We start from the raw sequence: 19,974 nt of genomic DNA, 5'->3' as shown, positions 1-19,974 counted from the left end.
TCCTTGCGAAGAAACTGTTTCCGGCGATTTCGTGCGCCTGCGGGGGCGATGCTTGACGATGATAGCGGCCATTTCTGCCCGGCCGCCGTATCAGCGCCAAACGAAACGGCCTTCCACCAATGTCAGAGCGCTGACCGCGCCGCGACCGCTGCGCGGATGATCGTGGGCACCCCCGGATCCTCGATCGTCGGCGGGCATTCGACATGCTGGCCGTTGACGATGCTGCGCAGCAGGTTGCGCAGGATCTTTCCCGACCGGGTCTTGGGAAGCTGCGGCACGACATAGGCGGTCTTGAGCGCCGCGACCGCGCCCAATTCGGCGCGCACCGCGGCGATGACGGTGCGCACCAGCGTATCGGGATCGGCGGCGCCGGCACGCGGAACAACGAAGGCGACGGGGATCATCCCCTTGATCGCATCGTCGGCGCCGATGACCGCGCATTCGGCGATGCCGTCCTGCTGCGCGACGATCTGTTCCATCTGACCTGTCGATAGGCGGTGGCCGGCGACATTGATGATATCGTCGGTGCGGCCCATGATGTGGAGGAAACCGTCGGCATCGAAATGGCCCGCATCCCCCGTCTCATAATAGCCGGGGAAGCTTTCGAAGTTGCGCGCAAAGCCCGCCGGATTGTTCCACAGGGTGCGAAAGGCGCCGGGGGCAAGGGGAGCCTTGATCGTGATCGATCCGCTCTGCCCTTCGGGGACCGGCTGGCCGTCCTCGCCGAGCACGACGAATTCATAGCCCGGTACCGGAAAGCCGGCGCTCCCGCGCTTGCGGCGCAGGTCGCCGAGCGCGAAGCAACTGGCGATCGCGGGCCAGCCGAGTTCGGTCTGCCACCAATGGTCGATCACCGGAAGGCCGGTCTTTTCCTCCAGCCAGGCGATGGTGTCGGGATCGGCGCGTTCGCCGGCCAGGAAGACGGCTTCGAGATCGCCGGTTCCGATGTCGGCCAGAAAGCCGGCGTCGGGGTCTTCCTTGCGGATCGCGCGGATCGCGGTCGGCGCGGTGAAGAAGGTCTTGACCCCGTGCCGGACGATCGTGCGCCAGAAGGTGCCAGGATCGGGGGTGCCGACGGGCTTGCCTTCGAACAGGATCGTCGTCGCACCGACGAGGAGCGGGGCGTAAACGATATAGCTGTGGCCGACGACCCAGCCGACGTCGGATGCCGCCCAGAAACAATCGCCCGCGCCGATGCCATAGATATTCGCCATCGACCAGGCGAGCGCAACGGCATGTCCGCCATGTTCGCGCACCACCCCCTTGGGCGTGCCCGTCGTCCCCGACGTGTAAAGGATATAAAGCGGATCGTTTGCCGCCATGACCGTGGGTTCGGGTATCGGATCGCCGGCACATTCGCTGCGCAGCGTCATCCAGTCGATATCGCGCGGCGGCTGGAGATCGGCGGCAAGCGCATCGCGCTGGACGAGCACGACATGCTCGACCTGGTGATTGGCAAGCGCGAGGGCCTCATCGACCATCGGCTTGTAGGCGATCAGACGGCCCCCCTCGATCCCGCACGAGGCCGTCAGGATCAGGCGCGGCGCGGCATCGTCGATGCGCTTGGCAAGTTCGAGCGCGGCAAAACCGCCGAAAACGACCGAGTGGATCGCGCCGATGCGGGCGCAGGCGAGCATCGCAAACACCGTTTCGGGGATCATCGGCATGTAGATGACGACGCGGTCGCCCTTGCCGACGCCCAGCCGCTTGAGCATCGCCGCGACGCAGCCGCTTTCTTCGAGCAATTGCGCATAGGTGAACCGGCGCACCTGCCCGGTGACCGGACTGTCATAGACGAGCGCCGGCGCATCGCCGCGCCCCGCTGCGACATGACGGTCGAGGCAATTGGCGGCGGTGTTGAGCGTGCCCCCGGCAAACCAGCCCGCATCGGCATCATGGATGCGCTGCGGCGGCGTCACCCAGTCGATCGCCCGCGCGGCGGCGCCCCAAAAGGCGTCGCGGTCGGTGATGCTGTCGGTCCAGGCCTGCCGGTAGGCGTCGCTCATCTGTCGTCCTTTATCGAAATGTCTTGGCAAGAACCACCAGCGTCGGGTCGCCATCGAACGCTTCGGGAGCGAAGCCCTTTTCGCGCTCGAGTTCGATGGCAGCGTGATTTTCGCGCGCCTCGATCGCGATCGCGCGCCGGACGCCGCGCCGTTCGGCCTCGCGGCTGACGAAATCGAGCAGCGCCCAGCCGACCCCCTTGCCGCGATAGTCGCTGCACACCGACACCGCGATTTCGGCGGTATCCATCGCTGCGTCACAGGCGAGCAGCGCCGATCCGATCAACTTGCCGCTCGCCGCGTCGAAGCCGAGGAAGCTTTCGCTGCGATAATGGTCGGCGTGGATCAGTGGTTCGAGCTGGCGATGGTTGACGTGGGCGCCGGCCGAAAAGAAGCGGAAGCGCCGGTCCTCGTCGCTGACGCGGTCGAAGAAATCGACGAGCGCCGCCTCGTCGGCTTCTGTGGCGGGGCGCACCAGCACGTCGATGCCGGAACGGGTAGGAAGCAGAAGCGTCGTGTCCATGGGAGAGAGCCTTTCGTTCAAGAGCCTGTGCCTCTTGCGCCCCGGCGTCCAATCATGCCTTGATCCAGCGCAAAGCCCCGAAAAATAGAGAGCGAAGAATCCGGGGAGGATGCGCGACCCGCCATCCTCCCCGGTCCGTGCCGAAAAACCTGCCTATGCGTCGATATTGCGGCGGAAGGTTTCGGGCAGGAACAATAGCCCCACGATCACCGTCAGCGCGGCGATGACGATCGGATACCAGAGGCCGTAGTAGATATCCCCCGTTGCCGCGACCATCGCAAAGGCCGTCGTCGGCAGGAAGCCGCCGAACCAGCCGTTGCCGATATGATAGGGCAGCGACATCGAGGTGTAGCGGATGCGGGTCGGGAACAATTCCACCAGCATGGCCGCGATCGGGCCGTAGACCATCGTCACGAGAAGGACGAGATAGGTCAGGATGGCGATGACCATCGGCTTGTTGATCGCATCCGGGTCGGCCTTTGCCGGATAGCCTGCCTTGGTCAGCGCATCCTTGATCTGCCCCTGAAAGGCGGTGATCGCCGCCTTGCGTTCGTCGCCCGTTATCTTGGCGGGATCGGGAGCGGTAAAGCTTTCGGCGCCGATGCGGACGACCGCGACGCTGCCTGCCGGCGCGGCGACGTTCGCATAGCCGATCGCGTTTTTGGCGAGGAAGGCCTTGGCGATGTCGCAGCTCTTGGCATCGAACTTGTTCTTGCCGACGGGGTCGAACTGCAACGAACAGTCGGCGTCGTTCGTCACCACCGTCACCGGCGCCGAAGCCTCGGCCCGGGCAAGCGCCGGGTTCGCGGCTTCGGACAGCGCGTGGAAGGCGGGGAAATAGGTCACCACCGCGAGCGCGCAACCCACCAGGATGATCGGCTTGCGCCCGATCTTGTCCGACAGCCAGCCGAAGAAGATGAAGAAGGGCGTACCGATCGCCAACGCGATTGCGATCAGGATATTGGTCGTCGCACCATCGACGAGAAGCATCTTTTCAAGGAAGAACATCGCGTAGAACTGGCCGGTGTACCAGACCACCGCCTGGCCGGCGACCGCGCCGAGCAGCGCGACGAGAACCCATTTGGCATTCTTCCACTGACCAAACGCTTCGGTCAGCGGCGCCTTCGAGGTCGTGCCTTCATCTTTCATCTTCTGAAAGACCGGGCTCTCGGAAAGCTGCATGCGGATCCACATCGACACCGCGAGCAGGATGATCGAAACAAGGAAGGGCACGCGCCATCCCCAGTCCTTGAACGCTTCTTCGCCGATCAGCGTGCGCGTGCCGATGACGACGAGCAGCGCCGCGAACAGGCCGAGCGTCGCGGTCGTCTGGATGAAGCTGGTGTACAGCCCGCGCCGGTTGTTGGGCGCATGTTCGGCGACATAGGTCGCCGCGCCGCCATATTCGCCGCCGAGCGCGAGGCCCTGTACCAGCCGCATGACGATGAGCATGATGGGCGCTGCCACGCCGATCGTGGCATAGGAGGGAAGAAGGCCGACGACGAACGTCGAAAGGCCCATCAAGCCCATCGTCACCAGAAAGGTGTTCTTGCGGCCGACGAGATCGCCGATCCGCCCGAACACCAGAGCCCCGAAGGGACGCACCGCAAAGCCTGCGGCAAAGGCCGCCAGCGCGAAGATAAAGCCGGTCGTTTCGTTGACGCCCGAAAAGAATTGCGCCGATATGATCGTGGCCAGAAGGCCGTAGAGATAAAAATCATACCATTCGAAAACGGTGCCCAGCGACGAGGCGGTGATGACGAGCTTTTCGCTCTGCGTCGCCTCGTGATGCTTGGGCAAATGGTCATATGCCGTTGCCATGAAACCTCTCCCTGTCCCTGTTCGGTTTAGAAACTATATTTTGCGGCAAATTCAAAGCGGTCGAGCTGGCCCTTGGCACCGCTCACGATTTCGCGCTCACCGTGGCGATATTCGATGCCAAGGTCGATGCTCTTGACCGGTGACCAGAAAAGGTTGGCGGCCGCGCTCCACGCCTTGTCGTTGAACCCCGACAGGGTCGCGAGCGGGGTCGAACCCGCATAGTCGACATTCTGGTAGCTACCCATCAGGTTGACCCGGAGCTGCGGCGCCACGGCGAGGCGCACCGCCGCGAGCGCGGCGAACTCGCGGACATCGGCAAGGGTGCCGGTCGCCGGGTCGAACACCGAATCGGGCGCGAAGTTGAGGCCGATATAGCGGCCGGCATTGCTGCCGTAGGTCGCCATGAAGCGGATATCGCTGCCCTTGTCGGCGGCAAGATAGATTTTGCCCGCGGCGCTGACGCCCCAGCCGAAATTCTTTGCCGAGACGCCGGCAGTGGCAACGCGCACTTCGCGCGCGAGGCCCGCGAGCGACAATTCGCCAAGCTTGCCTGCATAGGCGATCCGCGCCGCGAAGTCGGGGATGCTGTCGTCGCCGTTTTCGGCCAGCGCCGGGGCGCCGAGGGTGGCGGTTCCCGACTCCGCATTTTCAATTGATGCATGGAGCGTCACGCCGCCACCGAGCGGCGCCGAGTAGCGGACAAGCGGCTGGCGGACGAACACCGTGCCTTCGGTCGCGCCAACGAAATCGGTGCTTTCGGGCAGCGCGCCGACATATTGGAAGGTCGACCAGTCCTGCCCGAAGGTGAATTTGTCGACCTGGATATAGGCGCGCCGCAGCGCCAGATTATAGCCATTGGTCGTGCGCTGAGACCCCTGCGTGCCCGGCGATGTCTGAAAGTCGGTTTCGACATAGCCCTTCACCGCATGGCCCGCGACATCGGTCGACAGGTTGAGCCACAGCCGCGATTGTTTGGCGCTGAAATCCTGCACGCGGGCGGCCGGACCAGATCCGACCGGGATCGATTGCGGCAGATAGAAATCGCGGCCGAGCGAGTTGGTCGCCACTTCGCCTTCGCTGAACCGGCTGTTCGTCGCGGTAAGCTTGATGAAGCCGCCGATCTTGATCGTCGTTGCGCCCGAACGGAAACCGTCGGCGGGCGCCGCTTGCGCTGGCTGCGGCTGCAGTGCCGCGACCTTCGTGGCCGCGGCGTCGCTCTTCGCGGCGGCTTCTTGCGCGACGGCGGCGGTCGCTGCCTGATCGCTGCGCGCGCTCGCAAGATCGGCGCGCAGGCTCTGCATTTCGGCCTCGAGCTTCGCCAGCCGGGCCTCGAGCTCGGCTTCGCGCGGCGTCGATTGGGCAAAGGCCGTCCCCGGCGCGACGAGCGCGGTGGCGGCCAGCAAAAGATGGAGGGGTGTATTTCGCCTTTGCATCTGACGTCTCCCTGTTCCCGATGTTCACCTCGGGATCGGGGCAGAGTGCGGCGCGCGCCATCGCGGCGCCATCCGGACGATGGTCGTAGACCTACGACCTTTGTCTAACAGCGCGGCAGGCGATGTTTGCGCTAGGCAGACCGGCAAAAGTCCACGCGGACCAAAAGGAGCAAGCGATGGGAGAGACGATTTATCCGGTGCCGTCCGCCTGGGCGGCCGATGCGCTGGTCGATGACGCCAGCTATCATGCGATGTATCGGCAATCGGTCGAGCAGCCCGATGCCTTCTGGCGCGATCAGGCGAAGTGCATCGACTGGATGCGCCCCTTTACCCACGTCAAGGAGACGAGCTTTGACGAAAGCGATTTCGGCATCGCCTGGTTCTCCGGCGGTACGCTCAATCTCTCGGCCAATGCGCTCGACCGCCATCTTGCCGAACGCGGCGACGCGATCGCGATCCTCTGGGAACCCGACGATCCGGCCGATGCGCATCGCGCGATCAGCTATCGCGAACTGCACGCCGACGTCTGCCGCTTCGCTAATTTGCTCAAAGCGCAGGGGGTGCAGCGCGGCGATCGCGTGACCATCTATCTGCCGATGGTGCCCGAGGCTGCGGTGGCAATGCTTGCCTGCACGCGGATCGGCGCGATCCATTCGATCGTCTTTGCCGGCTTTTCGCCCGATGCGCTCGCCGGGCGCATCACCGACTGCGACAGCCGCATCGTGCTGACCGCCGACGAAGGGCTGCGCGGCGGCAAGCATGTGCCGCTCAAGGCCAATGTCGACGAAGCGCTGGCCCATTGCCCCGGCGTCGAGCGCGTTATCATGTTGCGGCGTACCGGCGCGGATGTTCCGATGGTGGAGGGCCGCGACATCGACTGGCACATGGCGGTCGCCGCGCAAAGCGACGATTGTCCGGCCGAGGAAATGAACGCCGAAGATCCGTTGTTCATCCTCTATACCTCGGGATCGACGGGCAAGCCCAAGGGCGTGCTGCATACCACCGGCGGCTATGCAGTCTGGGCAGCGGTCACGCACCGCTATGTCTTCGATTACCGGCCGGGGCAGATATATTGGTGCGCCGCCGACATCGGCTGGGTCACCGGGCATAGCTATGTCGTCTATGGTCCGCTGATGAACGGCGCCACGACGGTGATGTTCGAAGGGGTGCCCAATTTTCCCGATCCGTCGCGTTTCTGGCAGATCGTCGACAAGTTCGGGGTGGAGATTTTCTATGGCGCGCCGACCGCGCTGCGCGCGCTGATGCGCGAAGGCGACGATTGGGTGACGAAGACCAGCCGCAAGACACTGCGCCTGCTCGGCAGCGTCGGCGAGCCGATCAATCCCGAGGCGTGGGAATGGTATCACAAGGTCGTGGGCGATGGGCGCTGTCCGATCGTCGATACCTGGTGGCAGACCGAAACCGGCGGCGTGATGATCAGCCCGCTCCCTGGCGCCACCGCGCTCAAGCCCGGTTCGGCGACGCGGCCCTTTTTTGGCGTTCAGCCGGCCCTGGTCGACAATGATGGCGTCGTTATCGAAGGGGCCGGTGAAGGCTGCCTTGTCATCACCGACAGTTGGCCGGGGCAGATGCGCTCCGTCTGGGGCGACCATGCGCGCTTTTTCCAGACCTATTTCACGACCTTCAAGGGCCGCTATTTCACCGGCGACGGCTGCCGCCGCGATGCCGACGGCTATTACTGGATTACCGGCCGTATCGACGATGTCATCAACGTGTCGGGTCACCGCATGGGCACCGCCGAGATCGAAAGCGCGCTCGTCGCGCATCCCAAGGTCGCCGAAGCAGCGGTCGTCGGCATGCCACATGACATCAAGGGGCAGGGCATCTATGCTTTCGTCACCACGAACGCCGAGGTCGAACCCGACCAGGCGCTGCGCAAGGAGCTGGTCCAATGGGTGCGCCACGAAATCGGCCCGATCGCGACGCCCGACGTCATCCAGTTCGCGCCATCGCTGCCGAAGACGCGTTCGGGCAAGATCATGCGGCGTATCCTGCGCAAGATCGGGGAGAATGACGTGAGCAATCTGGGCGACACATCGACCCTCGCCGACCCCACGGTGGTCGATCATCTGCTCGCGCATCGGCCCTTGCTGGCGGAGGCGTGACGGGAACCGTCCTCGTTGCGGACGACCATCCGCTTTTTCGTCAGGCGCTGCGCCTGGCGGTCGAAAAAATATTGCCCGAGGCCGCGATTGCGGAGGCCGGAACGCTCGCCACAGCGGTCGCCGCGGCCACCGCCGCGCCCGATCTCCGGCTGATCCTGCTCGATCTCAAAATGCCCGGCGCGACCTGCTATTCGGGGATTGCGCTGCTTCACGCCGAATGTCCCGACGTTCCGATCCTCGTCGTATCGAGCGCCGAAGGCGCGGCGGCTGCCGATGAGGCGCGGGCATTCGGCGCGATCGGTTTTCTGCACAAGGGCAGCGACCTTGGCGCGATCGAGGCGGCGGTTGCGGCAGCGATCGGCCGCCGGTCGGCGCCGCGTTCCCCCGCGCCGGATTCGGCCACCGACGAGATTCGCGAAACCGTCGCCAGTCTGACCCCGACTCAGCTCAAGGTCCTGCTCGCCGTGCTCGGCGGCCAGCTCAACAAGCAGATCGCCCATAATCTGGGAATCAGCGAGGCGACGGTGAAGGCGCATATGACCGCGATCATGCGCAAGCTCGACGTTCGCAACCGCACCCAGGCGGCCCTTGTCGCGCGGTCACTCGGGCTCGATCTCGCGCACTGACAGCGCCGTCAGAAAACCCTCGATCGCGCCCGCCGCGACGGGTTTGGCAAGGATCGTCACCCCCAGTTCGGCCGCGCGGGCGCGCATGGCAGCGCCATTTTCCGCCGTCACCAGAAGCGCTGGGAGACCGGGGTGCTGCATCTGCAGCTGCGCGATCAGGTCGAGCCCGTTGGCGCCGTCATCCAGCTGATAATCGACGAGTGCTGCATCGAAACGTCCCGGCGCTGAGAGAGCATCGCCCGGCCCGCGCGCGCCAACCGCATCGTGGCCCATGCGCGCGAGCAGGGCGAGGCTCGCCTCGACGATGCGCTCGTCATTATCGACCGCCAGAACGCGCAGCGACTGCGGCGCCCGGTCTCCCGTCGCTGCGATCTTCGGGAACGCGGTCGGCGCTTCGCCGGACTCGGCGGCCGGCAGATAGAGGCTGAAGCGGCTGCCGCGACCGGGCGCCGATCGCACCTCGATCCGCCCGCCGAGCAGCCGCACGATGCGGCGCACGAGGGCAAGGCCGAGCCCAAGACCCTCGACCTCCACCTCGCCGAGCCGCACGAATTCGGAGAATATATCCTCGATCTGTGCCTCGGCGATGCCGACGCCGGTGTCGATGACGTCGATCCGCCAATCGGCGCCGCGCCGCCTTACACCGATAAGGACGCCGCCGCGCGCGGTGTAGCGCACCGCATTGCCGATGAAATTCTGCATCACCGATCGGAGCAGCCCGGCGTCGCTTTCGACGGTGCCCGGCATCGCGCCGATGCGTAGTCGGAGGCCCTTGGCTTCCGCCATCGGACGGAAGGTTTCGGCGAGATCGCCCAGAAACGGCGCAAGCGCGATGGCTGCGGGTTCGGGCGTCACCCCGCCTGCGTCGAGCCGGCTGATATCGAGCAGCGAGCGTAGCAGGTCTTCCGCCGCCACCAGCGCGCTTTCGACGCGGCCGATCAGGTCGTGCTGCGCCGCGCTCGCATCGCGCCCGAGCGCGGCGGTAAACAGCCGCGCGGCATGGAGCGGCTGCAGAAGATCATGGCTCGCCGCAGCGAGAAAGCGCGTCTTGTCCTGATCGGTCCGCGCGAGGCGGCGGTTGGCATCGCTGAGCTCGCGCGTGCGATCGGTGACCCGCTGTTCGAGCTCCTCGAGCGTGCGGCGCAATTCTTCGCGCATCCGGGCTTCTTCGCTGATGTCGGTGAAGGACATGACATAGCCGCCGCCGGGCATCGATCCGCCGACGATCTTGATGACGCGGCCGTCGTTGCGGTGCCGTTCGACGCTGTGTTCCTGCCCGCGGCGCAGATGTTCGAGCCGCTTTTCGACATGATGTGCTACATCGCCCGGTCCGAAATCGCCCTGTTCGGCATTATGCCGGATGAGATCGGCGACGGGTACGCCGACGCGAACCAGACCGGGAGGATAGTTGAACAGTTCAAGATAGCGGCTGTTCCATGCGACGAGGTTGAGGTCGGCATCAACGACGCTAATTCCGGCGCCGACATTTTCGAAGGTCGCGGCGAGCAGCCGGCGCGAAAAGCGCAGGCTCTGACCCCCTTCGTCGAGCAGCCGCGTGACTTCGTGGAAGCTGAGCTGGCCGCCCGCGAGCGCAGAGGCGACGAGCGCGCGTGCCGAAGAGGCACCCACGACCTGCGCGATCAGTTCGCGGGCGCGCTGTGCCGCCTGCCGGTCCACCGGATGGCTGCGATCGGCGCCCGGAAAGGCCTTGCCCGCCTGTTCCTCGCCGACGAAGCTTCCGGTGAGCTGCGCAAGATCGGCGAGGTTGGTGATCGGCCGCTGCGCGCGGACGAAGCGCGGCAGCGGCGGCGTTTGCACCTTGCGCGCGGCGATCGCGGTATAGACGATCAGATTGGCGCCGACGCTCCAGATGACGCCGTGCGAGAGTGGCGCGGCGCCGCCGATCCCGAGCAGGCGCAGCGGATCGATAGCGGTCCCCGCCAGCGCGTCGAGCCACGCTGTCGGGACGACCGGCGGCAATGCGAGCGTGTAGAGCCAGAGCGCCAATCCCACCGAAAGGCTGGCGCGTGCCGCGAGTGAATCGCGGCCCTTGCCGGTTGCCGCGAGGATGAGATGCGGGGTGAACTGCGCCATGGCGGCAAAGGCGATGAGGCCGATGGAGGCGAGCGAATCCTGTGCCGAAACGAGCAGAGCCCAAACGAGTCCCATTGTCAGGATCGCAAGGATCGACAGCCGCCGGATCGTCAGCATCCGCCGCCCGATCGCCCCCGATTCGGTCGTCGCCGGCGCGCGCATCAGCGTCGGGAAGACAAGGTCGTTCGATACCATCGTCGCCAGCGCGGTCGAATCGACGATCGCCATCGACGCCGCCGCGCTGACCCCGCCGAGCAACGCCGCTGCGAGAACGAAGCCGAAGCCTTCGGCCGCGGGCAGTTCGAGCACATAGACGTCCGGGGCGATCGCCGGGCCAAGCACGGTCAACCCCGCGAGTGCGATCGGCAGGACGACGATCGCCATCGTGCCGAGATAGGCGGCAAGGCCGAAGCGGGCACGCACGAGATCGTCGGGCTGGCGCGCTTCGACCAGTCCCATGTAGAATTGCCGCGGCAAGGACAGGATGGCGGGCATCGCGATCAGGAAGATGATCGCGACATTGAGCGTCAGTCCTTGCGGCTCGAACCGCGATTGCAGCGCCGAAAAGCCCTCGATCACGCGTTGCGGCGGGGTGGCGGCGAGTACGGCCAACGCCACGCCCGCGACCGCGACGAGCGCAAGCAGCTTGATCGCCGATTCAAGGCCGATCGCGTAGAGCAGCCCTTCGCTGCGACCCGCGAGTTCGAACCGCCGCGCCCCGAACAGGATTGCGAACAGCGCCAGCAGCGGTGCCGCGACCAGCATCGCCTGCGCCGCGACTTCGGCGCCCGACACGATGCTGAGCGCGGCGCCGATTGAGCGAAGCTGCAACGCGATATAGGGAATGGTGCCGAGCAGCGCGATCACCGTCACCAGCCGCGCGACGACGACATCGTGGCCGAAGCGCGCAGCGATGAAGTCCGATACGGTCGTTGCCTGCTCCTCGTGGACCGCTTCCGACAGGCGACGCAGAAAGCGCGGCGCGGCGAGCAGCAGCAGCATCGGCGCCGCATAGATGGGCAAATAGCTCCACCCGTCGCGCACCGCGCTGCCGACCGCACCATAGAAGGTCCAACTCGTGCAATAGACGCCGAGCGCCAGCGTATAGGCACGGTGGCGCAGGGCGGGACGCCGCGCGAGCGCCGCACCACGCGTCTCGACGAGCGCCGCAATGACGAACAACAGCAGGATCATGGCCAGCGCCAGCAGCGCCGCGGACTGCAAACTCATCGTCGGCTCCTGCCTCGGGCAATCCGCGGGATCGTATCGGGGAAAGCGAGCGGAGCAAGCGGCTTTATCGTGAAGGCGGCGCGCGATGCCGATAAGCGCCGCGCCGATCGAGAGCCTCGCCGTCTGCGGACGCAACGCTTGTCCTACTCCTTACCACCGCGGCACGGGCCTAACCCGTGCGCTTCCGTTGATGAAACGTCGCGTGGCACGGGGCGGACCGGGCATCGATCTCCGCGGCCCATGTCCGCTTTTGCATCGCCGTCTCGTCTAACGGTTTGTCGGATCGCTGCGCATGCCTTGTGCCGCCGGTCCGACAAGAGGACGGGATGGGAGGAAGACGATGCAGAACGGGGTAAGGCCGGGTTATTGGACCGCATTGGCATTGGTTGCCGTGCTTGGTTCGGCGCCCGAATGCCGCGCACAATTCGCCGCAGCGAGCGAGCCACCCGAAGTTGAATCGGCGCAGGCGAGCTCTCCGAACGGGCCGGTGGTGGCGCCGCGCCGGGCAAGTGGCGTCCCCACCGTCGCGGCACAGCCGACTAGGATTTTGCAAGGCTCCAATCGAGCTGCGCGCGCGGGGAGCGGGCAGACGCCGGAACTTTCCGCAGATTTGGACGCACGCGATGGCAATCGGGATGCCGCAGCCTTGGGCAACGGTTCGGGTCGGGCTTTGCCGGGCGCGGGCGGGCCGCGCAGCGGAGCCGCGGGCGCGCCCCAATCCCGTCTTGGCAGTGCCGGCGGGGCGTCGGCCGCCGATGTCGAGCGCGGCTATGATCGCGCGGTCGTCATGCCCGATAATGGCAATGGTGGACCCACCGGCGGTTCCGGCCGCAATTCTGCCGGCGACGGCAATTTGGGGGCTAGCGCCGGTCTGCTCAATTCGGCGGCCGGGCTGGGCGGCAACAGCAACGGTGGCAGCGGCGGCAACTCGGCGCAGGGCGGCACCAATTCGGGCAGCACCGGGATCGAGGGCGCACTCAACTCCTTCGGCGGCGCTAGCGGCGGTCGGTCCGAAAACGCCAATGGCAACGGCAACCGGCGCTCGAACGGTGGTCCTGCCGAGAATGGAAATGCAGGCGGCGGCCGCGACACCACCGGCGGGTCGGCGAGGAATCTTCCCGCGCGGGGCAATTCGGGGGGCTCGGGATCGGACAGGTCGGTCGATCGAAACCAGAATGAGGCGCCGGCAAACAACTCCGGACGCGAAGCCCCGAACAGCCAGAAGGACAAGTCGGGCGCCGATAGCGAAGATCGCTCGGCCAGCAACGACAGCAACGCCAACGACAATGGCGGATCGGATCGGAGCAATCGGGACGCGCCGCCGGAAGGCAATTCGGATGGTGCGGCCAAGGCGGGGGCGCCCGACCGCCCCGAAGAAGAGGGCTGGTCGGCTGGCAGCGACCCGGTCGGTCAGGCGGCGGCGCGGCGGCGCTTCGGCGATCTGGGCGCCGGTGCGGCGGGGCGCGATTTGCTGGGTGAGAAACGCGACGCGGAAGCGGTCGATGCCGAGGATGCGTTTCACCGGATCGGCGACCGGATCGATCCGCTAACCGGTGCCGTGGGTATCGAGGCGCCGGTCGCCGGCGGCGTTTCGCCGCTGCTGCGCGCGGTTGTCGAAACCGCAAAGAAAAGGAAGCAGAAGAAATGAGATATCTTGGAGCAATGATTTTCGCGCTTGCGCTCGCCGCGCCCGTTGCCGCCCAAACGGGTCCAGCGAGTGACCTGTTCGCCTTTTCGCAAGGCGCGCGGCTGGTGCAGGTTCCGGACGACGCCGAATTTACGGCGATGGACAGCAGCCCGCTCAACCTGATCGACGGATCGGCTACGACCGACTGGACGGGCGAAGCGGGGCGGCCCGCCGTGTTCGTGCTCGAACTGGCGGAGCGAACCGAACTGTCGCGCATCGCCTTTGACACCGCCTTTCTCAATCGCGACGAAAAGTCGCCTCGGGCGATCCGCGTCGAACTGTCCGACACATCGGCGCGCAGTGGCTTCGTGCCGATCCTGGCCGCTGATCTGAAGATGAAGAAGGATGGTCAGAGCTTCGGCTTCGACCCCGAACATCGCCCCGTCGGCCGCTGGGTGCGGCTGACGATCGCGAGCAATTATGGCGATGATTATGCCGGCTTCACCGGCTTTCACGGCTATGGCCGTCCGCTCACCGCAACGGCGACCTTGCCGGATGTCACCGGACGCTATGAAGGATGGGGCGGCTGGGGGACGCTCAACCTGACGCAGAGCGGCAATACGGTAACCGGCTGTTACGAATATCAGGCGGGGCGCGTTACCGGCCACATCGACGGCCGGGTGTTGACGCTCGACATGGTGGAGACGGGCCCCGACGGGGCGCTGCGGCGGATGCGCGGCTATTTCGGGCTGACCCCCGACGGCGGCAAGCTGATTGGCTTTGCGCGCGGTCTCACCGAGTCCGACCGCCTTGGCTATGCAACCTATATGAGCGCGGACCGGCGGGCGAACCGGCCCGGCGCGTGCCGCTGACATCATTTGCGAATGAAAGGATTTAGGGGATGAGCAGATCGATCATGCTGGCTGCCGTCGCGGCGTCGCTGACGCTTGCAGGATGTGGGGGCGAAGCGGCGGACAAGGGCGATGGCGCGGGTACGGCTTCGTCGGCTGCGGCGAAGAGCGGGACGGCGCCGCCGCCCGACTGGAATGCCGCCGACGCCTGCGCCGTAGTCGACAAGGCGGCGATGGCGGCGATCCTCGGACAGGCGGTCACCGAAACCCGGCTGGGCAATGTCAGCCAAAGCGATGGCGCGACCGCGGTCACCTCCGAGTGCAGCTATCAGCTTGCCGATGGCGGTTCGGCCGCCTTGATGCTCCGCTGGTCGCCGATCGGCGACAATAGCGAAGGTTCGATCAACCTGACCCGCAATGGCCTGGAGCAGACGCTCAAGGGGTTCGGCGGTCATGTCGAGACGGTCGGCGGGCTTGGCAAGGCGGCCTTTTGGGCCGCGATGACCAAATCGCTCAATGTCTTCGTCGGCGAGGATAAATTCGCGATCATCACGGTGCCGGCCAGCGATGCGTCGAAGGAGCAGGCCGTCGCGCTCGCGCATAAACTTGGTGCTTGACTGCCGGCGCGCAGCGGTGCTGGTTCGCACCGAGGTGCGATGATGCGCCAGGGGAGGGGCGATATGGTGCGGCAGCCGAGCCGGTCCGAATGGAGCCATATCCAGTCCCTGTTCGCCGAACTGATCGATCTCGACCCGGCGGCCCAGGACGGTCGGCTGGCGGCGGAGGATGACTTCATCGCCGGTCAGCTACGGTCGTTGCTCGCCGCCTCGCGCCATTCGGGGATATTGGACGGTGCGGCGCCGTCGTCGTTCGAAACCGCCCCGCGCCGCGCGTACAGCTCGCTTGCCGAAGGCGCCATCATCGGCGGTTTCACCATCGACCACCTGATCGGGCGCGGCGGGATGGGCGAGGTCTACGCCGCGCACCGCAGCGACAGGATGTTCGACCAACAGGTGGCGATCAAGCTGCTGCGCCCCGAAGCGGCCGCGCACAGCGAGTTGTTCGATCGCGAGCGCCGCCTGCTTGCCGGGCTCGAGCATCCGGGGATTGCCCGGCTGATCGACGGCGGGGTCACCCCCGACGGGCGGCCTTATATGGCGATGGAATATGTGACCGGCGAGCCGATCGACGCGTGGTGCCGGACCCATGGCGCCAATCTTGCGACGCGATTGCGGCTGTTTTGCGATGTCTGTGAAGCGGTGGCCTATGCGCACGGCCACCTGATCGTCCACCGCGACCTCAAGCCGTCGAACATATTGGTCGACGGCGACGGCCGCGCGCGGCTGCTCGATTTCGGAATTGCGCGCCTTGTGGAGATCGAAGGCGAGGGCGAGGCACTAACCACGGTCGCGCTGATGACCCCCGATTATGCCGCGCCCGAACAGCTCGGCAATGCCGCGCCCACTGTCGCGACCGACGTCTACGCGCTGGGTGTCTTGTTGTTCGAACTGCTCACCGGTCGCAGCCCGTGGCGCGAGCCGGGATCGGCGCTGCCGTCGGTGATCCGGCGTATTCTGAACGACGATCCGCCCTTGCCGAGTGCGCTAGTGCCACCTGGCTTTCCCTTCGGGCGGCGCGAGGTCGTGGGGGATCTCGACGCGATCGTGCTCAAGGCGATGCGCCGCGCGCCGCAGGATCGTTATCGCGGCGTCGGCGATCTGGTCGACGATGTCCGCAGCCATATGGCCCTGCGCCCCGTTACGGCGCGCTCGGGTTCGGCGGGTTATACGATCGGGCGCTACTTGCGCCGACACCGCGTCGCGACAACAGCGGCAGCCGCCGCGCTCCTCGCTATCGTGGCGGGCGGCGGTGCGGCGGCGTGGCAGGCGCGCCAGACGGCGATCGAGCGCGATGTCGCATTGGCCGAAGCGCGGCGATCGGAATCGATCAACCGCATGCTGACCGTCATGTTTCGCGACACTGCCAGCAGCGCGGTGGGTGAAGAGGCCACAGTCAAACAGATGCTCGATCAGACGGCGGCGCAGCTTGTCGCGTCGGTCGACAGGAGCGCCAAATCGGCAACGCTGATTACGACGCTCGCCGATCTGTACGTCAATCTGGAAGACGCGGCGGGCGCCGACGCGCTGCTCAGCCAGGCGCTTGCGCGCGGGATCGGCGCAGGCGATCCGGTGGCGACCGCAGAAATCAAGCTTCGCCTCGCCTCGACCGCCGCCGCAATGGGGCGGACCGACGACATGGCGCCGCTGCTCGATTCGGCCGACGCCGTCTTTGCTGCCGACCCGGCGCGTTTCCGCAAGGAACGGCTGGAAAGCATGAGCGGCCGGGCGCAGCTCGCCCGGCGCAAGGGCGATTACGACACCGCCATCCGGCTGCTGCAATCGAGCCTGCCCGACGCCGACCGCGTCTATGCCGAGGATCATCGCGAACTGCTGACCCGCTACAATAACCTGCTTGTCTATATGGTCGAGGCGAACCGGCTCGATGCGATGCCCGCGGTCTTTGCCGCCGCCGACGCGGCGCTCGCGCGGACGGGGCAACAGGGCAGCGCGCAGGGCCTGGCGATCGAGCAGTTGAAAGGCGTGCGGCTGATGAAGCTCGACCGGCTCGCCGAGGCCGAACGCCTGTTTCGCAGCGTTGCCGACCGGCGCCGCGCGGTGTTCGGCAAATCGGCGGCGTTGGCGGTCGATCTGTTGCAACTTGGGCGCGCCGAACTGGCGCTGGGCAAATTCGCCGCGGCGCGCGACGTCCTTGGCGAAGCGCGGCCGATGGCGATCGACGATCTCGGCCCCGACGCGGTGCCGACGCTCGTCATCACGCTGGGCCTTGCCGAAGCGTTGGCCGAGGCGGACGACACCGGACGGGCCGAAGCGCTGCTTGCCGAAGCTGCGCTGCGGATCGACGCGATGGGACCGGTCGGCCTGCCGCAGGGCATTGCGGCGCGGACGTGGGCGATCATCCGTCTGAAACAGGGGCGGATAGCCGAGGCGCGGCGCGAGGCCGACCGGTCGGAGCAGATATTCAGGACGCTCGGCGCGCCGGGCGAATCCTATCTCAAATCCTTTGCGGCATTGCGCCGGCGCTTGACCAGCTAGCCCGCGTCCATTTCCTTGTGCACCCAGGCGCGCGCCTGGAGCCACCAGCGGCGTACCGTCCGGTCGCTGACGCCCAGGACCTTTGCGGTCTCCTCCTCGGTCATCCCGGCGAAGAAGCGGCAGTCGATCAGCTGCGCAAGATTGGGGTCGAGGCGCGCGAGCCGTTGCAACGCCTCACCCAGCCGCACGACATCATCGTCCTCGGGCGCCGCCGCGGCGAGCGAATCGAGGCTTTCGGTAAAGGCATAGTCGGGAGCGCCACGCTTCGCCGTCATGCGGGCGCGGGCGGCGTCGATCAGTATATGGCGGATGGCGGTTGCGGCGCAGCCGAGAAAATGCCGTTCGCTCTCCCAATTGTTGCGCTTGCTGAGTTTGAGATAGGCTTCCGAAACCAGCGCCGTCGTCTGAAGCGTCTGTCCGCCGCCCGCGCGATAATGTTCGCGGCGCGCGATGATCTTGAGCTCGTCATACAGCGTGGCGATGAGCGCGTCGGCGTCGCCGTCGATGCTGCCCGCACGACCCGGTTCCTCGTTGATCGCCCATCTCCCCGCATGACGCGCCATGTAACACGCACCCTAGATGCCTGATTTATTTGCGGTCGGCGAGATAATTTCCTCTTTTTCGGAGGCGACGCCTGTCCGGATCGGGTGACCATTCCCGTCTTTCCAAATGCTGCACCCGCGGCGCCGCGTTCAGCGGCGTCGACGAGGTGACCGCAAACAAGGCGCCACCAAAGGTCGTCGCGAGGGGTCGCCCGGAAACCGATCGGTATTGCGCCGATCCATAAGGAAAGATCGATATGAAACGGATGACCACCCTCATTGGCGCGACCGCGCCCCTTGCGATCCTTGCTGCCGTCGGCGCCACGCCGAACGCCTACGCACAGGCGACTGTCCCGTGCGTTCAGAACGCTGGGGCCGATGGCATTCTCGGCACGCCTGACGACCCCGAAAATACGCTCGAGTGCGGGCTTGGCGCCGAAGCTTCGGCGCCGGGAACCACCGCCTATGGAAGCGGGGCCAAGGCGACGGCCAACGAAGCCATGGCGGTCGGCTTTATCGCCGCTGCCGAAGAAACGCGCTCGACCGCCATCGGCACGGGCAGCAGCGCGACCGCGGACCAGTCGGTTGCGCTGGGCTGGGGATCGGTCGCTGACCGCGGCGCGACCGTATCGGTCGGCAACGCCGGCCTGCAGCGCCAGATCACCAATGTCGCGCCAGGGACGCTGGTGTCCGACGCCGTCAATGTGGGGCAATTGAATACCGCCATGGGTGCCGCGGCGCTGACCGCGATCGCCAATTCGGCGGTGCGCAGCGGCACCAGCGGCGATAGCAGCCTGCAAAGCGACGGCAGCAGCGCAAGCGGCAATGGCGCCGTCGCGCTGGGACAGGGACAGACTGCAACCGGCAACGGCGCCGTTGCGATCGGCGATCCGAATGTCGCGACCGGGACCGGCGCCGTGGCGATCGGCGCTGACAATCAGGCGATCGGCGACGGCGCTGTCGCCTTGGGCAACGCCTCCAACGCCTTTGGCTTGTCGGCCATCGCTATCGGCAACAATGCGAATGCGCTGGCCGATGGCAGCATCGCCATTGGTGGTGACACGATCGCGTCGCCGGCATCGGTGGCGATCGGCGCCAACGCCGCGGCAGGCGGGCAAAACGCGACCGCTGTCGGTCGCGACAGCCTTGCCAGCGGCCTTGCAAGCGCCGCTTTCGGCCAGGGCGCCGCTGCCGGGGGCGATTTCTCGACTGCCACCGGCTATGGCGCGCGCGCGATCAAGGAGGGCGACACGGCGACGGGGTCCGGGGCTTTCGCCAATGGCGGCTATTCGGTCGCCTTGGGCGTGAACAGTCAGACCACGGCCCTCGGGGCGACCGCGCTGGGCGTGAACGCGAAAGCGTCGGGTGCAGACTCGGTTGCGATCGGCTCCAGTTCGGTTGCCGATGAAGCGAATACCGTCTCGGTCGGCTCGGCGGGCTTTCAGCGGCGTATCGTGAACGTCGCGGCGGGCACCGCGGCGACCGATGCGGCGAACGTCGGTCAGGTCCAGACGGTCGCGACCGCCGCTGCGGCGGCGCAGACCACCGCCGATGCCTCCGTGTCGCAGAATATGGCGCAGGACAGCCAGATTGCGGCGATTCAGACGGTAAACAGCGTGCAGGACAATCGTCTGATGTCGCTGGAAAGCATGGCCGGATCAGCGCTTCCGGCGCTCCAGTCGCTTGCCGCGACGCACAGCGCACAGATCAGCGACCTCTATGCGATCACCGATCGCGACCGCCGCGATGCACAGCGCGGAACTGCGGCCGCGGTCGCGCTCGTCCCCGCACCGATGCCGTCGGAACCGGGCAAGACAAGCTACACCTTCAACCTCGCCACCTTCCGCGGTGAGCAGGCGGTGGGCGCATCGATCGCGCACCGGTTCGGCACTGACAACCCCTTCGCCTTCACGGCAGGCGTTTCCTATGCGGGGAGCCGGAATACGGCGGCGCGCGTCGGCATCGCCGGCGAATTCTAGCCTGGC

The 19,974-nt window shown here is 66.3% G+C and carries 13 protein-coding genes; 7 read left to right on the top strand and 6 right to left on the bottom strand.

Annotated elements, in window-relative coordinates; all coding sequences use genetic code 11:
* Nucleotides 1-122: 122 nt before the first annotated feature.
* The 4 genes from P1IM2_RS11195 to P1IM2_RS11180 form a co-directional block, all read right to left on the bottom strand.
* Nucleotides 123-2,006 (bottom strand): AMP-binding protein, encoded by a 1,884-nt coding sequence (locus tag P1IM2_RS11195; RefSeq protein ID WP_186402489.1) that lies wholly within the window; start codon nucleotides 2,004-2,006, stop codon nucleotides 123-125.
* A 10-nt stretch (nucleotides 2,007-2,016) separates the two neighbouring features.
* Nucleotides 2,017-2,526, bottom strand: a complete 510-nt coding sequence (locus P1IM2_RS11190) for a GNAT family N-acetyltransferase (RefSeq protein ID WP_003039626.1) — start codon at nucleotides 2,524-2,526, stop codon at nucleotides 2,017-2,019.
* 153 nt (nucleotides 2,527-2,679) lie between these two features.
* Nucleotides 2,680-4,347 (bottom strand): MFS transporter, encoded by a 1,668-nt coding sequence (locus P1IM2_RS11185; protein ID WP_186402488.1) that lies wholly within the window; start codon nucleotides 4,345-4,347, stop codon nucleotides 2,680-2,682.
* Nucleotides 4,348-4,373: 26 nt separating this feature from the next.
* Nucleotides 4,374-5,780 (bottom strand): porin, encoded by a 1,407-nt coding sequence (locus P1IM2_RS11180; protein WP_260833977.1) that lies wholly within the window; start codon nucleotides 5,778-5,780, stop codon nucleotides 4,374-4,376.
* Nucleotides 5,781-5,956: 176 nt separating this feature from the next.
* Between P1IM2_RS11180 and acs the strand changes: the two genes are divergently transcribed.
* Nucleotides 5,957-7,906 carry an acetate--CoA ligase gene (gene acs / locus P1IM2_RS11175; RefSeq protein WP_186402487.1) on the top strand — a complete coding sequence of 650 codons (1,950 nt, stop codon included), beginning with the start codon at nucleotides 5,957-5,959 and terminating at the stop codon, nucleotides 7,904-7,906.
* Nucleotides 7,903-8,532 (top strand): LuxR C-terminal-related transcriptional regulator, encoded by a 630-nt coding sequence (locus P1IM2_RS11170; protein ID WP_186402486.1) that lies wholly within the window; start codon nucleotides 7,903-7,905, stop codon nucleotides 8,530-8,532. Before acs ends, P1IM2_RS11170 begins: the two co-directional genes overlap by 4 nt.
* Here P1IM2_RS11170 and P1IM2_RS11165 read toward each other — a convergent pair.
* Entirely contained in the window at nucleotides 8,506-11,856 is a 3,351-nt protein-coding gene (locus P1IM2_RS11165) for a PAS-domain containing protein (protein WP_186402485.1), read from the bottom strand. The genes P1IM2_RS11170 and P1IM2_RS11165 overlap by 27 nt on opposite strands.
* A 646-nt stretch (nucleotides 11,857-12,502) precedes the next feature.
* Between P1IM2_RS11165 and P1IM2_RS11160 the strand changes: the two genes are divergently transcribed.
* From P1IM2_RS11160 to P1IM2_RS11145, 4 genes are all read left to right on the top strand, one after another.
* Nucleotides 12,503-13,504 (top strand): hypothetical protein, encoded by a 1,002-nt coding sequence (locus tag P1IM2_RS11160; protein ID WP_186402484.1) that lies wholly within the window; start codon nucleotides 12,503-12,505, stop codon nucleotides 13,502-13,504.
* The gene (locus P1IM2_RS11155; protein ID WP_186402483.1) at nucleotides 13,501-14,355 is read left to right on the top strand and encodes a hypothetical protein; all 855 of its coding nucleotides are present in this window, start codon (nucleotides 13,501-13,503) and stop codon (nucleotides 14,353-14,355) included. Before P1IM2_RS11160 ends, P1IM2_RS11155 begins: the two co-directional genes overlap by 4 nt.
* Before the next feature lie 29 nt (nucleotides 14,356-14,384).
* Nucleotides 14,385-14,951 (top strand): hypothetical protein, encoded by a 567-nt coding sequence (locus tag P1IM2_RS11150; RefSeq protein ID WP_062900386.1) that lies wholly within the window; start codon nucleotides 14,385-14,387, stop codon nucleotides 14,949-14,951.
* Between the two features lie 63 nt (nucleotides 14,952-15,014).
* Entirely contained in the window at nucleotides 15,015-17,447 is a 2,433-nt protein-coding gene (locus tag P1IM2_RS11145) for a serine/threonine-protein kinase (RefSeq protein WP_186402482.1), read from the top strand.
* On the opposite strand, the gene P1IM2_RS11140 is transcribed toward P1IM2_RS11145, so the two are convergent.
* Nucleotides 17,444-18,010 (bottom strand): ECF-type sigma factor, encoded by a 567-nt coding sequence (locus P1IM2_RS11140; protein ID WP_062900384.1) that lies wholly within the window; start codon nucleotides 18,008-18,010, stop codon nucleotides 17,444-17,446. The two genes, P1IM2_RS11145 and P1IM2_RS11140, sit on opposite strands and share 4 nt — an antisense overlap.
* 245 nt (nucleotides 18,011-18,255) lie before the next feature.
* On the opposite strand from P1IM2_RS11140, the gene P1IM2_RS11135 reads away from it, so the two are divergent.
* Nucleotides 18,256-19,968: a YadA-like family protein gene (locus P1IM2_RS11135; protein ID WP_186402481.1), complete on the top strand. Its 1,713-nt coding sequence runs from the start codon at nucleotides 18,256-18,258 to the stop codon at nucleotides 19,966-19,968.
* Nucleotides 19,969-19,974: the final 6 nt, after the last annotated feature.

Source organism: Sphingopyxis sp. P1IMeth2 (genome assembly GCF_900185685.1).
In the GTDB taxonomy this organism is placed as follows: Bacteria; Pseudomonadota; Alphaproteobacteria; order Sphingomonadales; family Sphingomonadaceae; genus Sphingopyxis; species Sphingopyxis terrae_A.
This window is presented reverse-complemented; position numbering and strand designations above follow the sequence as displayed.